Source organism: Thalassolituus sp. ST750PaO-4 (genome assembly GCF_020320405.1).
Classification (GTDB): Bacteria; Pseudomonadota; Gammaproteobacteria; order Pseudomonadales; family Oceanobacteraceae; genus Venatoribacter; species Venatoribacter alkanivorans.
The window spans coordinates 47884-66049 of sequence record NZ_JABVCB010000013.1 but is presented as its reverse complement, the minus strand read 5'-3'; the positions used below and the strand labels follow the sequence as shown (position 1 = coordinate 66049).

15 protein-coding genes are annotated in these 18166 nt (G+C 53.5%); 5 read left to right on the top strand and 10 right to left on the bottom strand.

Features of this window, described 5'->3' with window-relative positions; translation table 11 throughout:
* Nucleotide 1: 1 nt before the first annotated feature.
* From HUF18_RS15775 to HUF18_RS15765, 3 genes are read right to left on the bottom strand one after another with little or no spacing between them, the layout of a single operon-like run.
* Nucleotides 2-1177: a hemin-degrading factor gene (locus HUF18_RS15775; protein ID WP_225692848.1), complete on the bottom strand. Its 1176-nt coding sequence runs from the start codon at nt 1175-1177 to the stop codon at nt 2-4.
* Nucleotides 1178-1195: 18 nt separating this feature from the next.
* Nucleotides 1196-2329 carry an HmuY family protein gene (locus HUF18_RS15770; protein WP_225692847.1) on the bottom strand — a complete coding sequence of 378 codons (1134 nt, stop codon included), beginning with the start codon at nt 2327-2329 and terminating at the stop codon, nt 1196-1198.
* 24 nt (nt 2330-2353) lie between these two features.
* On the bottom strand, nt 2354-4486 hold the full coding sequence (locus HUF18_RS15765) for a TonB-dependent receptor plug domain-containing protein (RefSeq protein ID WP_225692846.1): 2133 nt from the start codon (nt 4484-4486) through the stop codon (nt 2354-2356).
* 142 nt (nt 4487-4628) lie between these two features.
* On the opposite strand from HUF18_RS15765, the gene HUF18_RS15760 reads away from it, so the two are divergent.
* Nucleotides 4629-4907: a hypothetical protein gene (locus tag HUF18_RS15760; RefSeq protein ID WP_145466660.1), complete on the top strand. Its 279-nt coding sequence runs from the start codon at nt 4629-4631 to the stop codon at nt 4905-4907.
* Nucleotides 4900-5283 carry a hypothetical protein gene (locus HUF18_RS15755; protein WP_225692845.1) on the top strand — a complete coding sequence of 128 codons (384 nt, stop codon included), beginning with the start codon at nt 4900-4902 and terminating at the stop codon, nt 5281-5283. Before HUF18_RS15760 ends, HUF18_RS15755 begins: the two co-directional genes overlap by 8 nt.
* A 9-nt stretch (nt 5284-5292) precedes the next feature.
* Here HUF18_RS15755 and HUF18_RS15750 read toward each other — a convergent pair whose 3' ends face one another.
* Together HUF18_RS15750 and HUF18_RS15745 are read right to left on the bottom strand one after the other, a co-directional pair.
* On the bottom strand, nt 5293-6900 hold the full coding sequence (locus HUF18_RS15750) for a DUF4124 domain-containing protein (RefSeq protein WP_225692844.1): 1608 nt from the start codon (nt 6898-6900) through the stop codon (nt 5293-5295).
* Between the two features lie 177 nt (nt 6901-7077).
* On the bottom strand, nt 7078-7977 hold the full coding sequence (locus tag HUF18_RS15745; protein WP_225692843.1) for a diacylglycerol/lipid kinase family protein: 900 nt from the start codon (nt 7975-7977) through the stop codon (nt 7078-7080).
* A gap of 181 nt (nt 7978-8158) precedes the next feature.
* On the opposite strand from HUF18_RS15745, the gene HUF18_RS15740 reads away from it, so the two are divergent.
* Nucleotides 8159-8635: a hypothetical protein gene (locus HUF18_RS15740; protein WP_145466664.1), complete on the top strand. Its 477-nt coding sequence runs from the start codon at nt 8159-8161 to the stop codon at nt 8633-8635.
* A gap of 161 nt (nt 8636-8796) precedes the next feature.
* Nucleotides 8797-9255 (top strand): CZB domain-containing protein, encoded by a 459-nt coding sequence (locus HUF18_RS15735; protein ID WP_225692842.1) that lies wholly within the window; start codon nt 8797-8799, stop codon nt 9253-9255.
* 105 nt (nt 9256-9360) lie between these two features.
* On the opposite strand, the gene HUF18_RS15730 is transcribed toward HUF18_RS15735, so the two are convergent.
* The 5 genes from HUF18_RS15730 to HUF18_RS15710 all read right to left on the bottom strand — a co-directional run bounded on the left by HUF18_RS15730 (nt 9361) and on the right by HUF18_RS15710 (nt 17419).
* On the bottom strand, nt 9361-11982 hold the full coding sequence (locus tag HUF18_RS15730; protein WP_225692841.1) for an ExeM/NucH family extracellular endonuclease: 2622 nt from the start codon (nt 11980-11982) through the stop codon (nt 9361-9363).
* A gap of 118 nt (nt 11983-12100) precedes the next feature.
* Entirely contained in the window at nt 12101-12808 is a 708-nt protein-coding gene (locus HUF18_RS15725; protein WP_225692840.1) for a substrate-binding periplasmic protein, read from the bottom strand.
* Between the two features lie 97 nt (nt 12809-12905).
* Nucleotides 12906-13886, bottom strand: coding sequence for a CobW family GTP-binding protein (locus tag HUF18_RS15720; protein WP_225692839.1), 981 nt, complete (start codon nt 13884-13886; stop codon nt 12906-12908).
* Nucleotides 13887-14207: 321 nt separating this feature from the next.
* Nucleotides 14208-16706 carry an ABC transporter permease gene (locus HUF18_RS15715; RefSeq protein WP_225692838.1) on the bottom strand — a complete coding sequence of 833 codons (2499 nt, stop codon included), beginning with the start codon at nt 16704-16706 and terminating at the stop codon, nt 14208-14210.
* On the bottom strand, nt 16703-17419 hold the full coding sequence (locus HUF18_RS15710) for an ABC transporter ATP-binding protein (protein ID WP_414716568.1): 717 nt from the start codon (nt 17417-17419) through the stop codon (nt 16703-16705). Before HUF18_RS15710 ends, HUF18_RS15715 begins: the two co-directional genes overlap by 4 nt.
* Before the next feature lie 91 nt (nt 17420-17510).
* Between HUF18_RS15710 and HUF18_RS15705 the strand changes: the two genes are divergently transcribed.
* A complete protein-coding gene (locus HUF18_RS15705; protein ID WP_225692837.1) occupies nt 17511-18098 on the top strand; it encodes an arylesterase in 588 nt (195 codons plus the stop codon).
* Nucleotides 18099-18166 lie beyond the last annotated feature (68 nt).

Genomic DNA, 18166 nt, shown 5'->3' with positions numbered 1-18166 from the left:
GTTATTCTCCGCCGGCCACGGACTGCACAGCATCTGCATCAACGGCAGAATTAACAGCCAGAGCATGCTTTGCCAGTAATTTATTTAGCAACCCGCGCCAGCCTTCAAGCTCCGGTTTACCGGGCTTGCGTTCACCAAATAACAAAGCAACCTGTTTGCCTTCGGCATCAAACATTTCCAGGGCACTGACAACGCCATCGGTTGTGGGTTTACGCACCAGCCAGACCTGATCCAGTAATTGAGTATTGGCATGCAGATTAAAATCAGGATCGAGGACGTTAAACCATGGACCGGTACGCAGCAGGGTTTTAACCGGGCCGGTATGAATCTGCACCATACCTTCGCTGCCGACAAACACCATAATCGGCAGCTCACTGGCTGCGGCCTGCAGCAGCGCATCTTCAAAGGCCTGCTTATCCAGCTGCTGGGCATAATCGGCACCGATAGCACGGTATGCCGGGATGCGTTCCAGCTGATGTTTTTTCAGCATCGCCTGAAAATGATGTACATCTTTCAGTTCACTCCAGTCCTTACGCAGCTGCTGTACATTGAGCTGTGCCGGCGCCTGTAATAATGCGTTATCCTTTTCTGCCTGATCACCTTCCGGCAGGTTTCTTTCCAATACAATAAATGCGCTTTGCTCTGCCGCACGATAACGCTCCACCAGAGCACGGAAGGCCTGCATATCCGTATGAGTGTTGGCATAAATTTTATGCACAGCCTCACCCTGAGCATTAAAGAACTGCAGGCTTTCACGCATACTGTTACCCGCACCCTCCTGTACCGCAAAGCCATAAACAAAACGGCTGAAGAAAATACGCAGATCAATCACGCCCAGCGCCAGCCCCATATTGCCGTGAATACTCAGGTCTTTATATTGGCCGGTTTTTTCGTGCACCATAGCGTCATTACGGGTCAGCGCCATAACAGAGCCAAGGCTTTCTACTTCGGTGAACAGTTTTTTAAAATCGCTGTTGAGGCGGGTAACGCCATTACCTACCCTGGTCGCCAGCAATTCCGCTTCGCTGACTCCCAGCTGCTCTGCGGCATTGCGGATACGCAGTTTTTCATTTTCATCACGCAGTGCCTGCCAGCGCCGGGCAAGGTCAGAAAAAAACTGAACAATATCCGCAGCTGTGCTGCTGGCCGATACCGAATTAATAGTTGCTGTGGTCATAATATGTCTCCGGCAGAGTTACTGGGTGATTTTCTTAAAGCGGATTTCCGGGCTGCCAGAGCCGCCCAGGCTGTAGTAGTTACTGATCTGTACAGCGAACTTTTCGCTGTTCTCAGTATTGCTGTCAGCATCGACGATATAAGTACGGAAATTTGGCCAGAGTTTATGAGCGCCACTCAGGTTGTAAGCGTACCAGCTGGACTCGCTGAAGATACTGCTGGCAGAATCGGCACTGTAATGAGCGGCAATACTGGTACTGTCGACCATGGTGGCACTGGTGTAGGCCGCCAGTTCAGCAGCGGCGATTGCACCAAAGGCGGCGCCGTTACCGTCGCCATAAACACCACCGTTACTCCATAAATTAATTGCCCGTGCGGCAAGGTTTATTTCATAACGCAGATCCCAGTCAGAGCCGCTGCAATCTGCTGCAGCCTGAGCATCAAAATCCAGACAGAGTTCGGTGGCTCCGTCTGCAACAGTAGCGGTCAGTGTTTTTTCACCACCGGCAAACTGTGTGGTATCCGTTGCCTGAGTTTCATAACGCACAGTGATTTCGCTGTAGCTCACCGCATCAAGGACGAACTTGCTGTAGGTGGTGCCATCGGCATGGCGCAATAACCAGCCATTAGCGCTGTTGGCGCTAATCTGATGGTTGGCCGGGTTATAGATATACCAATCCTGAATGGCCGGAACATAGCTGTCGGCTTTAAACGTCAGGTCAGCCAGATTATATTCCGCACTTAATGCCTGAGCCTGAATGTCTGCATCGGCATTGGTAAATACCGAAGCAACGGCATTACCTTCTGCATCGTAAAAACCATCCGGAGTCGCTGCGAGCGCGCCCTTGCCGTTACCACTGCCGGAAACACCGCCGTTAATTTTGACTTCGGTACGACGCAGAGCAATATGCCAGTCGGTTGAAGTGGCCGTCTGTTCTGCAGTTACAGTTACCAGCTCGCCACTGCTCAGATTAACGTACTGCCAGTCGGTATAGCTGGCGGCATTAATTTTCAGGCTGGAAAAGCTGTTGCTGTCCGTATTGCCATTACTGCTGTCACCATCATCACCGCCACAACCGCTCAGCAATAAAGCACTGCCCGTCGCCAGTGGCAGCATGAGACGTTTAAATGATATTAATCCTGATGGTTTCATATTCTTTTCCTTGGTTAGGGATGGTTAAAACTGATAAGAGAGACCGGCATAAGGCATACGGCCAAATACCGGGCGGCGGTCATAGGCATCTGCACTGTCGCGTACGGTATCGAACAGATTATTCACACCGCCGTAGACACTGGTGCGGGCGTTTAAAAGCCAGTTGCCTTTAATATCCCAGCGGCTGTATGCCGGGCTGACATTCAGCTGGCTGCTGCCACTGTCTGCTTCACTGATACTGCTGACGTGCTCACCCTGATATTCACCGCTCAGCGTTAATTGCAAACGATGGCTGATATCCCACAGCCACAGAGCTTTAGCGTGATGACGGGCACGGTTAATTAATGGCGTATCCAGATCCAGATCGCGGGCATCGAGATAGCCAAATGACAGACGCTGCTGCAGCCCCGGCAGTAATTGCCATTGCAGGCTCAGGTCATAGCCACGGGTCAGGGCATTGGCAAAATTGGCATAACGATAAATAGCCACACGGCCGCCATCTTCACTTTCGCCGGAATCCTGCGCCTCGATTAAATCCTGAATGCGGTTATTAAACAGCGCCAGTTCGGCATGGAAGTGTTCGTTATCGGTCAGGGAAAATGACATCTGTAAACTGCGGGATTTTTCCGGGGTTAAATCTTCGCTCCCCAGCACTTTGTAGCCGTTCACACTGTGGTCAAAAATAAAATAGCGGTTTTTTAAATTCGGTACGCGGTAACCCAACCCGGCGGATTGCCGCCATTGAAGTTGCAGGTTATGCCACTGAAATATTTGTCTGACACTGATTGTTGGTGAGAAAAATCTTCCGAAATCACTATCGTTCTGCCAGCGACCGCCAGTAGAAATATCGCCGTTAACCCCCAGAGGAATAATCAGCTGGGTGAAAAATTCGCCGCTTTTACGCTGTGCATAGGGCACTTCATTGGTGCTGACATAATAGGTACCGTCCGGACGCTGACTGACCTGATCATTCTCTCCAAGGCCTTCATCAGTCAGTTTAATTTCGTTTTTATCCTGCTCCATGGATTCACGGAAACCTTCAACACCGGCCACCATTTCAGCGCCATAGCCCAGTGCTGAATCCAGACTGTACTGCCATTGCAAAGCGGCTTTCTGCTGCTGGTATTGGGTATCACGCCACAGATTACCGGCAGGGACCGCGTTGTCGTTGTTCAGCTGATCTGACTGGTCATCCTGCATTTCATGCAAAACCTGCAACTGCCACTGGCCAATACGGCTTTGCCATTCGCCCTGCAGCGCCAGACGATTACGCTGTAATAATTCGTGCTTAACACCATCGCTGCCGCTGCTGCCGGCGCGACGGGTTTCACTGTCTTCCTCAAAACGCTCGGCATTTAGTCGCCACTGACTGTCACCAAAACGCCGTGCCAGCATGGCGCTGAGATTACTTTTCGAGCCGCTGAAACCATCGCTGCTCCAGCTGTCGGGGTTCAGGTCGTAGCCGGAGGAATAACGCTGATCAAGACCCAGACGCAGCTCACTCTGCCCCAGCCGTTGCGTTACGCTGGCATTCAGATGCTGCTCACCGGATACCCTGCTGTCGTCCAGCTGGCGCGAGCCATAGGTGCCAGAATCCAGAGAAGCATGACCACTTAAGCGCCGCTCTGAATTCTGGTTTTTACGGGTAATAACATTAATAACGCCGCCCATCGCCGCGCTGCCATACAGGGCCGAAGCCGCACCGGGCACAACTTCAATATGGTCTATATCCAGCATCGCCAGCTGCGAAGTATCCACCGTCGAACCCGTACTGGCGGACACCGGCAGACCGTCAACCAGAATTAATACGCGGTCGCCATTAAAGCCCTGCAGATAGACTTCTTCGCCGCTCTTGCCGTGAATCTCACGTAATTGCACACCGGGCAGAATACGCAGGGCATCGCGCAGATCACGGCTGTGCAGACGCTGAATGGTGGCCTGATCGAGAATCTGGGTACGCACCGGCGTATCGGCCAGCGGCCGTTCGCTGCGGCTGGCCGATACCACCACATCGCTGAGATTAAATACCGCACCACCCTGCAATCCGCTGGCATGAGCCGCAGACATAGCCAGCAACAGGCAGCCACAGAATGCATAGCGCCACCACCGCAGATGGCAAAAAACCGGTTCTGCTCCGGCGACCAGACAGCGTGTCATACAAACACCAATTGAGAATCATTATCTTTTAGATAATAAACGCAAATGATATTTATTCGCAACAATGCGAAGTGCAAAGTTATGCCAGCTCACACCGCAGCCACGGTTTTGCTATGCTCTGCCGGTCGACAGGAGATCATAAATGGCTGAAAACAAAGGGACTGCGCTGCTGCGCTGGCTGCAGCACAGGGCTGAGCAGGACCGCGCCAATCTGCGCTTATTTGTACTGGGAGCCGCGGTGTTCTTTGCCGGGCTGGGGATTATGCTGATGGCACAAAAGTATCTTCTGCCTTCACTGGTACAGGAAATTATCAGTCTTGCAGGCCTGATATTGGCAGCAGTGGGTGCTCTGTGTGCCGCTCTCGGTTATATTGCGCTGAGCATTCTGCGCATCATAAGGCTGACCCGGAAAAATGACTGAACACTTCCCCGATATTGAAATTTACATCATGAAAGCTGACCCTGCGGCGGTACGCCAGTGGCTGCAGGATGCGCTGCAACAGCCTCTGCAGACGCTGAAAGATAACGCCGGCAGCCACCACTGGCAGGTGCAGATGAATGGCAACAGCATGGATATTTTTCTCAACGAAAATGCCGAGAAAAATTTTGCCAGCCTGTGGTTTAAACAGAACCTGACGCCATGGGCAACCGACCTCGACTGTGGCCGCGCTGCCCACGCAGCACTGAGCAGCGAAGTACGCTGCTCTGACAGTGGCTGGCAGGAAGAACATGATGGCGATGAGCCAGGCTGGATTAAATTAATCCGCGGCGAAGAAAAACCCTTCGACTGGGTGTAAAAACCCGCTTTATTGCAGATATTGCTGCGCTTCAACATTGCCCAGATCGACGGATTTCTGGGCATAAAAGCGCATTTTTTCTTTGTCTTTCATATGATAATAAGTCCCGGCAATCTCCAGCAGAGCCTTACTGTCATTCGGTTTTAATTCAAGATACTGCAACCAGTATCTGGCGATCTGGGCAAAATCTTTATTCTTCCGGATCAGGGCATAATCCAGCTGGTAATAGTTGTCGAAATCTTCAGGGTCCAGCTCAATGGCCTTTTTAAGATCAATCTCGGCATTGCGCCAGTCTCCCTGATGACCATAATAAAGTGCGCGGTAGTAATACACTTCATCATTATCCGGGGCTAACTGCAGTGCTTGTTCATAGGCCGCAACCTGTGCACCGGGTAACATCTCTGAGCGCTTTTGATAGGTCTTTCGCGCCAGACTCAATGCAATATCTTTACGCAGGCTCTGATATTTTTCGTTCTCCGGATTCAGCAGGCAGGCCTGACGTATTGCTTTACCGGCAGCACTGTATTCCTCTCGTTTATATTCACTCCAGGCCAGTTGCTGGTAATAGCTGCTTTCATAAGGATACAGAGTGATTGCCCGCTGATGCGCCTGTGCCGCCGCGGAATATTCTTTTTTGTCGTACAGCGTCCGGCCCTTACCATCGAGCGCTTCATCGTTATCACCCAGCTGCAGCGCTGTATCATAATATTTCAGCGAATCGTTATAATGATTCGTGATGCGTGAATCTTTGCCCGCTTCCTGCAGTATAAATCCGGGAATCTGCGCCAGCAGTGAATTGTTGTTTACCTCTGAGACTGCCGCTTCAGCGATAGCCTTCATGTTTTCATAGGAGCCACCCCAGCGTGGAGCCTGAGTGATAATAAAATTACGATAAAGCGTATAGCTGGCCGGTTGTAATTCAATGCCCTGTAAAAAAGCCTGCTGGCTACCCTCGTTATTGCCTAATAATTTTTCTGTCCAGATTAATAACGCATAGGCCGGCAACATATCGGCCTTACGCTGAATAACCCGCTGTAAATCAGCACGGGCCAGTTCTGCATAGGATGTCATACCCTGAATCTGCTGATCACTGGTTTCGGAGCTGACGTTACCGCCACGACTGGCCCAGGCCATCGCGTAATAATAATTTGCCCTTGCCATATAGGGTTGCACATTAACCGGGCTGCTGTTCACCCAGTCGTTCAGTTGCTGGAGATAATTTTCGCGGATTACCCGGAAAGCAGCATAGGCGGCAACTTCACTGCGCTCACTGCGAATATCTTTTTCACGCAAACGGCTCAGAGCCTGAAGACGCAGATTCAGGCTGGTGTAATTCTTTTCAGCCAGCATCTGGCGTAAGGAAACGATGAACTGAATGGCATCAGAAGAGGATGAAGAAACAAACTGCGCAGCTGCGCTATCAGGAGCAGTCGACAAATGACTGTTACGCTTCTGAGCTCCGGGATTAACGGTTTCGACTTTAGCAGGCGTTTGACTGGTTGCCGGAGGCTTGTCGCTGAAATGCACCTGACCTTTATCGTCGGTCCATTTATAAACCTGAGCCTGCGCGCTGGCGACCCATAATGAAAACAGCAGTAACGACAGCGTTATGCGCATATAACCCTCCCTGTTATCCTTCATCCGTTATCGTGAAGAGTAACAGTTTGAGGGTTACATGTAACCGCTGCCTGCAGATGAATCAGGGCCAGATAGACCAGGGTCTGTTAACACTAATTAAACAGGCCCGAATTAAACAGGCCCGAATTAAACAGGCCCGAATTAAACAGGCCCGAATTAAACAGTCTGAGGAATCAGCAGGCGTACCGGGCTGTCTTCCATCTGCAGATGCAGCGGCAGCTCGGCCAGCGAATCGCCATCGGCCTGCACCGGCTCGCGTTCGGTACCGGCATTCAGTAATTCAATCTGCACATGACGGGCGGCAACAGATTTCATACCCGGCATTTTTTCCATAATACCCAGCGGTAAACCCAGCAGAATACCCAGGAATTTCAGCGGATTGCGGCCGGAAATCATCAGCACCTGAGTAGTCGCCTTGCTTAAGTCGGCCTGACGCGAAAGTACAAAAGATCCGGCATAATAACGGCCATTGGTAATCACCACAGAATTGGCCTGATAACGTTCACCATCAACCGTCAGCTGATAGGTTTTCTTACCGAAGTGACGCAGTTGCTTAAGCATCGATAACACATAAGCCAGCTTGCCGACTTTCTTTTTTAACGCCAGGTCAACGTTATCCACCACCCAGGCGTCGTAGCCAACACCAGCCATCAACACAAAACGACGGCCGTTAATATCACCCAGATAAATCGGCTTTTCGCGGCCATTAATAATAATGTCGGCGATCTTGTCCGGCGCCTTACCGATACCCAGTTCAGCGGCCAGCACATTGGTCGTACCGGTCGGAATCAGAGCCAGACGATAGCTCTGGTTATCACGCTGGCGCAGACCATTGACCACTTCATTTACAGTACCGTCACCACCGGCCACAGCGATCACATCAAGCGGGCCAGTATATGCAGACAGGTAACGGGTGGCATCGCCAGCACTCTGTGTCGGATACAGGCTGACATCACAACCACGGTTGCTCAGCGCCTGCTGTACAGCTTCAACAATGCGGCGGTTACCGGAGCCGGAAACCGGATTAAAGACGATCAGAACCTGTGTTGCGGCCACGCGGCATACTCCCCATCGGCGCACTGGCGGCAATAAACAGAGGTGGGGCCAGCGCGGCGCGGATTATAGCGGAATGATGACAGCCAGCCTATTGATGGCACTCTGAATGCCTGCAGGAAAAACTTGCAAATGATAATTGTTATCATTAGATTGTTTTGCCAGCACCAACAAGGAGGCTGCTATGCCCACTTCTCACTGCGAATCTGCTGCCTGCAGCCCCTGTGCCCTACCCAGTGCACGGGTTATCCGTCCACAACAATTCCGCTCAGCGCAGACCCCGCAGGGTGGCAGTCTGGTACCTGTGCATGAGCAGCAGCGACTTGCCCAGCTGGAGTTGCAGATACGCTCCCACCGGGGCAACGAACTGCACCCGGAATGGCTGAATGAGTATCTGGATCTGGGACTGGAGCTGGCCTGCCGCGCCGGCGAACGCCAACTGCAGCCGTTGCAGGAAAGCTGGCTGACGCGGCTGTATAACACGCTGCGCGATGCCACGTTCAATAGTCAGGCGGCCAGCTGCTGGCGCTGTCAGTGCCTGGATTATCTGTACCAGCCATTCTTTGCTTTGCAGCATCTTTACCGCAGCCAGCCAGAACGCCGGAATCATCTGAGTGCCATCGTGCATGAATTTTCGCTGGCCAGCCGTTACCTGAATTAAAAACGGGCAGGAGCGCCCGTACCGAAATGGACTGAGGGTAAGCAGGGATGCACTTATCCGCATAGAATTCCCGGTAAAATGACTCAGAGATGCTTTCAGGCACACGGCACTTTCGCCGTTTATTGCTAGGCTGAGGTTATCTGTAAGGATTTCTGAAACTCATGCCTGTTATTGCCAATATTTATCTCAGCGATGCCGACAGCGAAAAGTGTCTGCAACAGATCACCCGGGCCAAAAGCGCTCACTTACGCTGGCGGGCATACGCCCAGGCTCTGCTTGCCGGTCAGGAAATAGAAGAAGGTCAACTGCCGCTGGAGCATACGGAATGCCAGTTTGGCCGCTGGTATTATGGTGCCGGTCAGGCTCTGTCCACGCTTCCGGCCTTCCGCGCCATAGAATCTCCGCACCGGCAATTGCACCAGATCAGTCTGGATTTATTCCATTTATTAGAACACGGTGAAACACCGCCGTTCTGGCAACAGCTGCTGGGTCTTAAGAAAAAAAGCGATGCCAAAAAAACAGCGCTGATACAGCAGCAGGCAACACAGCTTACCAGGGTGTCGGCTGAACTGTTAAAGGCACTGGATACACTGGAGCAACAACTAAAATCCGCCGGGTAATTCATTTCTGAACGACTTAATTACCGCCAATGGTGCAATAAAAAAGCCCCGGCGATAAACGCCGGGGCTGATTTTACATCCTGTATATTTCTCCCTTAAGATCCCTCAGCCGCGACGACGCAGCGCTGCAATCATTGCCAGCACCAGCAGAGTCAACGGATGCAACGGGCCACCGTTGTTATCATCGTCGTTGTTATCGCCGCTGTTATTATTGTCTCCATTATCTGATCCGTTATCCGGATTTTCGGGATCCGGCTCCGGTGCTTTTTTATCGATACGCAGTGCCACCACAATAGGATCATGATCCGAAGAGCGGTAAGCATCAGCATTGGCATAGTTATCGATTGAGTCATAATCCTGACCCGTTGCTTCAGTCTCATAATCCATCAGACTGTCTTCTACCGAATTGATATGCCAGGCATCAACACTGGCCACATGGGCATAAAAATCAGCGGTCGCCAGTGCGTGATCCAGGCTGCCAAGGAAACCACCAAAAGAATAGGAATACGGCTGAGTTTCTGTCGATTTTTCGCTGTATTTCAGATTGCTGAAACCGGCATCCAGAATTGTATTAATCGGATCTTCTTTGCTGTAAGCATTCAGATCACCCAGCACCAGCTGCGCACTGCTGTTAACCCCGGTTGGCTGGGTTGCCAGATATTGCACCAGTGCCTGTGCCGCACGATTACGGGTCTGATTACAGTTACCCTGACCATCGGCGCCTTCATTGTCTTCGTTACAGGCGGAGCCTTTGGATTTCAGATGATTAACAGCAACCGTAAAGACTTCATCATTCATACTGAATGACTGAATTAATGCCGGACGGTTTTTAGTATCGAGGAATAATGGCTGATCATTTTCATCTTTGGCTGAATTGCTGCTGTCGAGAATGGCAGCAGTACCAACGGCGGTCACTTTTCCGGCGCGGTAGATCAGCCCCACGGTAATGGCATCGCTGCCAATGGTACTGACGCCCGGATTAATCAGGCTGTATTCATTGCCCGCGGTTTGCTGTTTATTCAGTTCGTTAACCAGAGTCTGAATCGCACTGTGCTCGCCGAAACCGTCATTTTCGATTTCCATCAGGCCGATAATATCGGCATTCATGGCGGTTAACGCTGCCACAATTTTATCGCTCTGCATGGTGAAGGCATCATAGGTTTTGGCGCCACGACTGGTAGGAAAGCCACCACCCTGTCCATCACCATTAAAATAATTCAGCACGTTCATACCAACAATCACCAGGTTGGCATCGGCGGCAATCGTGGGGGCGGCTGTACGCGGGTGCGTCGGATCAATGGTCAGTGCAGAAGGAATCACGGTGTAATTATTTTTATAAGCATGCATCACACCATCGAAGGTGCTGACGCTGTCACCGATACGCAGCGGGTTCAGCGCGCTGAAACCACTGTCATCAGGAAACGGAATAAACGCCGGATAGGCCGCGGATACACCATCGTCGATTAATAACACATCCAGTGCGCGGGCAGCGATGGCCGCCTGTGCTTCTGCCGATTGTGGTGCAGCAATTTCGGTACTCTGAAAATGCAGTGCCGATGACACAACAAACTGGCCGTAATTGCCAAAGCCATAACCGGTGCCAAACAGGTCGCTGACAATCAGGTTCTGCGAGCTGTTAATACGCATGCCTTCCAGTGCTTCCAGCTGTTGCAGATTATCAACCGGCAGAGTGACGGTTACCGCGGCCGGCAAGGCATTGGCGGAAGAACAGATCACCAGCTCCTGCACATTTTTCAGCTGGGTAACCTGCTGGTATTCAGCAACCTTGGCCATTACCCGGACTTTATCTCCGCTGCTAACGGCATTTTTATAGTCATAAATAAAAATACCTTCAGAGGTCATGGCATCGTTATCAGCATCAGTGTCTTCTTCCTGCAGCCAGAAACCACTGTACTGGTAAGAGCTGTCACCGTTAGCCAGCAAACCGCCCTGTTTATCCAGTGTGACGATACCTTCGACAATCACAGTTTCGCCCAGCAGCGGACTGGCATCAGCGCTGACATCAGTAATGCTGCCCTGCACCGCACTGATTAAACGAAATTCTGGCTGACTGGTTTCTCCGCAGTTACCCAGCACAGGTTCCACGACAACATTACAGGCCGATGCAGCCCCCGGAGTCGGAGTTGCGCTGATAAAACCGACACTATTACGTGCACCTCCGGCACCATTTTCACAGCGCTGCAGCGACTGGTTGTCTTTATCACCACTGGCATTTTCATTTATTTGCGGCTGACCGGCATTCAGCAGGACCAGCAGACCAGAGTCATCATTATCGTCGGTGTCGTATACCAGCGCATCAATCAGGTTGGTGGTGGTGACCGCTGAATTATTCGGGAAGTCGGCCGCAGCGGCCTGATATAACGCAACCGCATCGGCACCGTTCTGAATCAGGTCGCTGTCGGGGGAAATATCCAGATCACAGCCAGCAACGTTAGCGGCATCGCCACAAATAACAAAATAACCCTGAGCGTCGGTACTGTGGCCGCTGAGATCGATCGTCAGATAACTCTGATCGCTAAAGCCGTTAAATAACACCACAACATGGCCATTCAGAGAGGTATTGCCAGTACCGCCATCATAAAGCTCGATAAATTCGGCAGTATCCGTACTTGTATTATCAGAATCAACTTCGTTAATCAGCAGCGTACTGTCAGCCCAGCTGCTCAGACTGAGCCCCAGCAGGCTTATGGTAAAAAGCGCTTTCATCGTATTCCCCGGCCGCAAATGAATGTATTCAGCGGGGCATTAAAAAGGAGGAGTGTTGCAGATAAGATACGGATTATTGACAGATTTATGTGCGTTATATGACAACGCGAAAATCCGGCTAGCGATCGTAAAGGCCATTCATTATGCGCTGATATTCGCCACTGTTTTTCAGCATTCTCAGACCTTCGTCCAGCATTTTGGCATAATTTTGGGCGTTCGCGTTCTGACGGCTGAAGGCAATATAAATATTGCTGGTATGATTTTCTTCACCGCGGCGAATCAGCGAACGGTCATAGTGGCTGTTCGCCATAGTGTAATCAAACACCCGGTCAAAAAAGATCGCGCCTTCAACCCGCTCATTCAGCAGCATGGCAATCATCTGCTGCTGTTTGGAAACCTCAATCAGTTTTAACCGGTGGCGGTGCTTTTCAAATTCGGCGCCGTATTCATAACCATTAATAACCGCCAGTTGAGTGCCGTCGGGAATATCGGCAGGGCTATGCCAGTTTTTTTCTTTACCCGCTTTAAAATAATAAGAGGCTCTGGCAGTAAATAATGGCTCGTTACCAAACAGATATTGCTCTTCAGTGCTGGGCTGACGGGTCACATTCCAGCAACCATCGGCTTTACCAGCCAGCGTGAGGTTTAATGCGCGCGCGTAAGGCACGGCCTGAATATTGAGTGTGACACCACTGTGAGCAAACGCTGCAATGGCGAGATCCCGGGAATAGCCGTTGCCCTGTGAATCAGAAAAGGGAGGCCAGGCATCTTCGGCTGCCAGACTCAGCGTCAGCGCATAACTGCCGGCGCTGAACAGCGGAGTCAAAAAAACAGCAAGCCGGAGGCACATTAAAAACACAGGACGCACAATCATCTCCGTCTATTCCGTACAGACCCATGCCTGTGATGTATTTATCTGCGGATTATTGCCCAGCCTTGCAGGCCAGCAATGCCTGCTGCAGCTCCGCAGCTGTTAATGGTTGCGAATGCAGTAATTCCAGCCGGCTTTCGTCCGGCATGCGCGTTGGCATTTCACTTAACACTCCATCGCGCATATTGAGCACCAGCGGCCCTTCGTCGGTAAGTATAATACCTTTCACCCGCTGCACATCGAGGCTGTTCAGCCAGCCACGTAAAGCCCGTGCCGAAAAGACCCAGTCAGCGCTGATTAACCAGCCAACGGAGTAATATCCCTGGCCATGATTTTCCAGCAGGCGCAGTTTTTCACCGTCGGCCAGTGCATTCTGTGGTGCCAGATCCTCGCGGGCATGCTGATGCGCATGGGCGTCAGGATGCAATGCCAGGCGCTGCGGCTGAGTCCCACCCGCCAATAATTCCAGCGGTATTTCACCATTCACCACCCAGGCGCTGGCGGTTTTAGCCGGCTCAGCGCGCTGCAGTAATTGCTCAAACGCGTTGCGGTCAGCGTCTGTTGCCAGATCCGTTTTGTTTGCCACCAGCACATCGGCCAGCTGAATCTGATCGGCAAAGACGTCATTATCCAGATAGCGCGGGTCACTGAGATGACGCGGATCAAGCACACATAGACTGGCGCCCGGTTGCAGAATGTCGCGATAGTGTTCATTACGCAGGGTTTGCAGAATATTGCGCGGATGACCCAACCCGGTGGGTTCGATCAGCAGTACATCGGGTTTTTCCCGCGCAATCAGCATATTCAGACCAATCTGGAACGGCAGGCCGGAAACACAACACAAACAGCCGCCGGGCACTTCTTTAACCACTGCACCCTGGCTTGCGAGAATGGCGCCGTCGACCCCGACTTCACCAAACTCGTTGACCAGCACCGCCCACTTTTCGCCGGCCGGCTTTTGTTTCAGCAGGTGCAGGATAGCCGTTGTTTTACCAACGCCAAGAAAACCGGTAATCAGGTGGGTGCGGATCATGACAGGATCTCAAAAACAGAATTGTTACATAATAACACCAGGACCTGTCGACACTAATTAAACAGGCCTGTTATTGGCTAAAAATTTCTCAAACAAGGCGCTGAGAGTGTGGCCTAACGGGTTCAGCGAGCGAACAGCAACGCAGGATGAGGGATTTTTAGCCATAACCCTTCGGGCTGAGGCCAGTTTTCCCCAATAACATCGTCGCTCGTCATTCATTTAGCCCGCTAATATCACTCCTCTCTCCTTGTTCTGAGAAAAACTGGCTCTCAGCAGGCCGGATTTACTTAGTGTCGACAGGCCCTAGCATCCACCCGCCTGTCACTCCACCAGCTCACGCAATACGGTCAGTGGCGCCACTGTCACGGTGCGCCGCATCAGCCACATACCCGGCAGCGCCAGTAACAACGCCGCCAGCGGTGGCAGCCATAGCCACACCCAGCCCAGACCATCGTATGGCAGCGACAGCAGACCGCGGTACAGGCCAAAGCAAATCGCTTCGGCACCGATAAGCGCCAGCAACGAGGAAATAAACCCGAGCAAAGCAAATTCCGCCAGATGGCCGCGGCGCAATAACGCGGTACCGGCGCCCAGAGTGCGCAACACCGCGCCTTCGCGCAGGCGCTCCGGTAACGCCGCCACCAGTGACGACAGCATCACCAGCAGTGCAGCCACCAGCACAAACAGCAGAATCAACTCCACTGCCAGACTGACCTGACTGAGCAGCGCCTGCACCTGGCCCAGCACCACCTGCATATCCAGCAGGGTAATGCCCGGATACTGACGAATCAGCGCCGTCAGCTGCGCCTGAGATGCCGGTGGCACATAAAAACTGGTGAGGTAATTGGCCGGCAACTGCGCCAGCACATCGGCGGAGAACATCATGTAGAAATTCGGCGTCATGGTGCCCCAGTCAACACTGCGGATACTGCTGACCACCGCGCTGAATTCCACCCCACCGGCACTGAATGCCAGAGTGTCGCCCAGACCAACACCCAGCCGTCCGGCCAGGCGCTGCTCCAGCGATACCTGCCCGCTCTCATCCAGCAGCGTTTGCCAGCTGCCCTCTTCAATCGCATTGGCAGCCGGTAGTTGCTGATCCGACGTCAGCGCCAGATCGCGGTTAATCGCCGGGTCATCGGCCACCGCCAGCTCCTGCACGCTGACATCATTAATGCGCAACAGGCGGCCGGGCACCATCGGGTACAGTTTCTGACTTTGCAGTCCGGCGTCCTGCAGTGACTGGCGGAAGTCATCCACTTCATAGGGCTGGATATTAATGGCGAACACATTGGGCGCATCGTCCGGCAGGCTTGCCTGCCAGTCGGCCAGCAGGTCGTTGCGCAGTGCGCCGATCACCAGCATCACCATCATGGTCAGGGCAAAGGCAAGAATCTGCCCGGCACTCTGGCGGCTGTTGCGGCTCAGATGCTGCCAGGCAAAACGCCACATCAGGGGTAAATCACGCTGTGCCAGCAGACGGCGCAGATACTGAATCAGACCATTCAGCGCCAGCAGCATAATCACCACCAGCAGACTGCCACCGCCCATCATGCCCAGCGTCATCGGCAGATCATGGGTAAACAGGAACAGCAGCAGGGTCAGCGCGATCAACGCCAGCGAGGTAATCAGCCAGCCGGATAACGGCACCGGCTGCAAATCACGGCGCAGCACCCGCAGCGGCGTCACCCGTGCCAGTGGTAACAGATAAGGCAAGGCAAAGCCGAGCAAAGTCAGGACACCGCTGCTGGCGCCCAGCAGCCAGGCCGACCAGGGCGCCGCCGGTAACGGCTGTGGCACCAGTTCACCCAGAACCGCCAACAAGCCCGCCTGCAACCCGGCCGCCAGCGCCAGACCGGCCAGCGTCGCCACCAGCCCCAGCTGCAACAGCTGTAAGGCGTAGATATTCCACACCTGTGCCCGCGCCAGACCAAAGGTACGCATCAGCGCGCTGATATCAAAATGGCGGCTGGCATAGCGCTGGGCACTGATCGCCACCGCGACACTGGCCAGCACCACCGCCAGCATCGCCGCTAAGCCGAGATAACGCCGCGCCTTATCGAGGGCATTGGCCATCGCCTGATTGCTGTCGGCCAGTGATTCAAATTTCTGATTGGGCGCCAGATCACGGAAGGTCCGCAGCTGCGCCAGTGCCTGCTCATCGCCGAGCAACAGCAAGCGCCAGTTCAGACGGCTGCCGGCGGCGGTTAACCCACTGCTTTCCAGATCGGCCCAGTTCATCATCAGCCGTGGTGACAGGTTATAAAAATTTCCGCCGCGGTCACTTTCTTCAACAATGACCGCACTGAGGCGCAGGCGGGTCGTACCCAGCTCAACTTCATCGCCCAGTTGCGCATTCAGCAGTGCCAGCAGACGCGGCTCCACCCAGGCCTCACCGGGCAGCGGCCCCTGTGTTGCATCCAGCGTGGCGGCGTCATCGCCTGTCTGCTCACGGATGCGCAGAATACCGCGCAGCGGATAGCCTTTATCCACCGCTTTGATCGCCGCCAGCGACATATCATCACCATGCAGCACCACCGAGGGGAAGGTCAGGGTCTGGCTGGTGCTCAGCCCTAACCTCTGCGCTTCTTCCTGCCAGGCCGGATCAATCTGGCTGGTCGACTGCAGGCGCAGATCAGCACCGAGTAAATCGTTGGAGCGGGACTGCATCGCCAGATCGAGACGGGCACTGAACAGGGCAATGGCGGTGGTGGAGGTGACGGCAATCAGCAGGGCCGCGAGAATCAGGGTCAGTTCACCGCTGCGGGCCTCGCGCAACAGCAGGCGCAGCGCCAGCAGCCATTGACGGTACAGCGTCATAACGCCTCCAGCCGGCCAGCGTTCATATGCACCCGGCGCTGGCAACGTTGCGCCAGACGCTCATCGTGGGTCACCAGCACCAGCGTGGTGCCGCCGGCCTGATTCAGTTCAAATAACAGATCTTCGATCTGCGCGCCGGTTTTGCTGTCGAGATTACCGGTGGGTTCATCGGCAAACAGAATCGCAGGCTTGCCGGCAAAGGCGCGGGCAATGGCAACCCGTTGCTGCTCACCGCCAGATAATTGCGTCGGGTAATGCAGCTGCCGTTCGCCCAGCCCCACCTGCGTCAGCAATTGCCGGGCTTCGTCACGGGCGTTACGCACACCACGGATCTCCAGCGGCAGCATCACGTTCTCCAGCGCCGTCAGCCCCGGTAACAGCTGGAAGTTCTGGAACACAAAGCTGACACCCTGCGCCCGCACCGCGGCGCGCTGATCTTCATCCAGCGCGCCCAGCTCATGGCCCAGCAACTCAACACTGCCCGTGGTCGGCAGATCCAGTCCGGCCATAATGCCCAGCAGGGTTGATTTACCACTGCCGGAGGCGCCGACAATGGCCACGCTCTCACCCGACTTGATCTCAATATTCACAGCCTGCAAGATGGTCAGCCGCTGGGCGCCGGTATCCACTTCTTTGCCCAGCTGCTGAATACGGAGAGAAAACCCGGTGTCTGCTTTCTTGCTGTCTGTCGCTGTTCTGTCACGCCCGCTGATATCGTCTGTCGTTGCGCGATTCAGGCTGTTGCTCACACTGTCCGTCAAAGTCACTCTCCCTTTGCCGTTATTAATACTTCTGGCTCTGCCCATGAGTGTACAGGCAGAACCGCGGATTCTGGTCGTTGGTGACAGCATTAGTGCCGGATTTGGCGTGCCGGTGCAACAGGGCTGGGTCGCTTTATTACAGGAATCGCTGCAACAGCGCGTTCCCGCAGTTCAGGTGATTAACGCCAGCATCAGTGGTGACACCACCGGCGGCGGCCTGACACGCCTGCCCGCACTGCTGCAGCAGCATCAGCCGGATCTGACGATTATCGAGCTGGGCGGTAATGATGGCCTGCGCGGCACTCCGGTGCGTGTCATCGAAAAAAACCTGCAACGCATGATCATGCTTTCCAATCAGGCAAACAGCGACGTTCTCTTACTGGGCATGCAGATTCCGCCTAACTATGGTGCGCGATATGCCAGCGCCTTTCAGGCGGTGTTCGCTGAATTGGCCACACAACAAAACACCCTGCTGCTGCCATTTCTGCTGGAAGGTATCGCCACCAAAGCAGAGCTGATGCAGCCTGATGGCATCCACCCGACCAGTGCCGCACAACCTCTGATGCGCGATGCCGTTCTGTCAGTACTGAACGGTTGGTTAAGAGAGTATCTGAGCACTAACAACGACTGACTTCTATACTCCATTCCTGAGGGGCCTGCGGCATTCTGCCTGATGCTCCGGATAATCAGGGATCGATG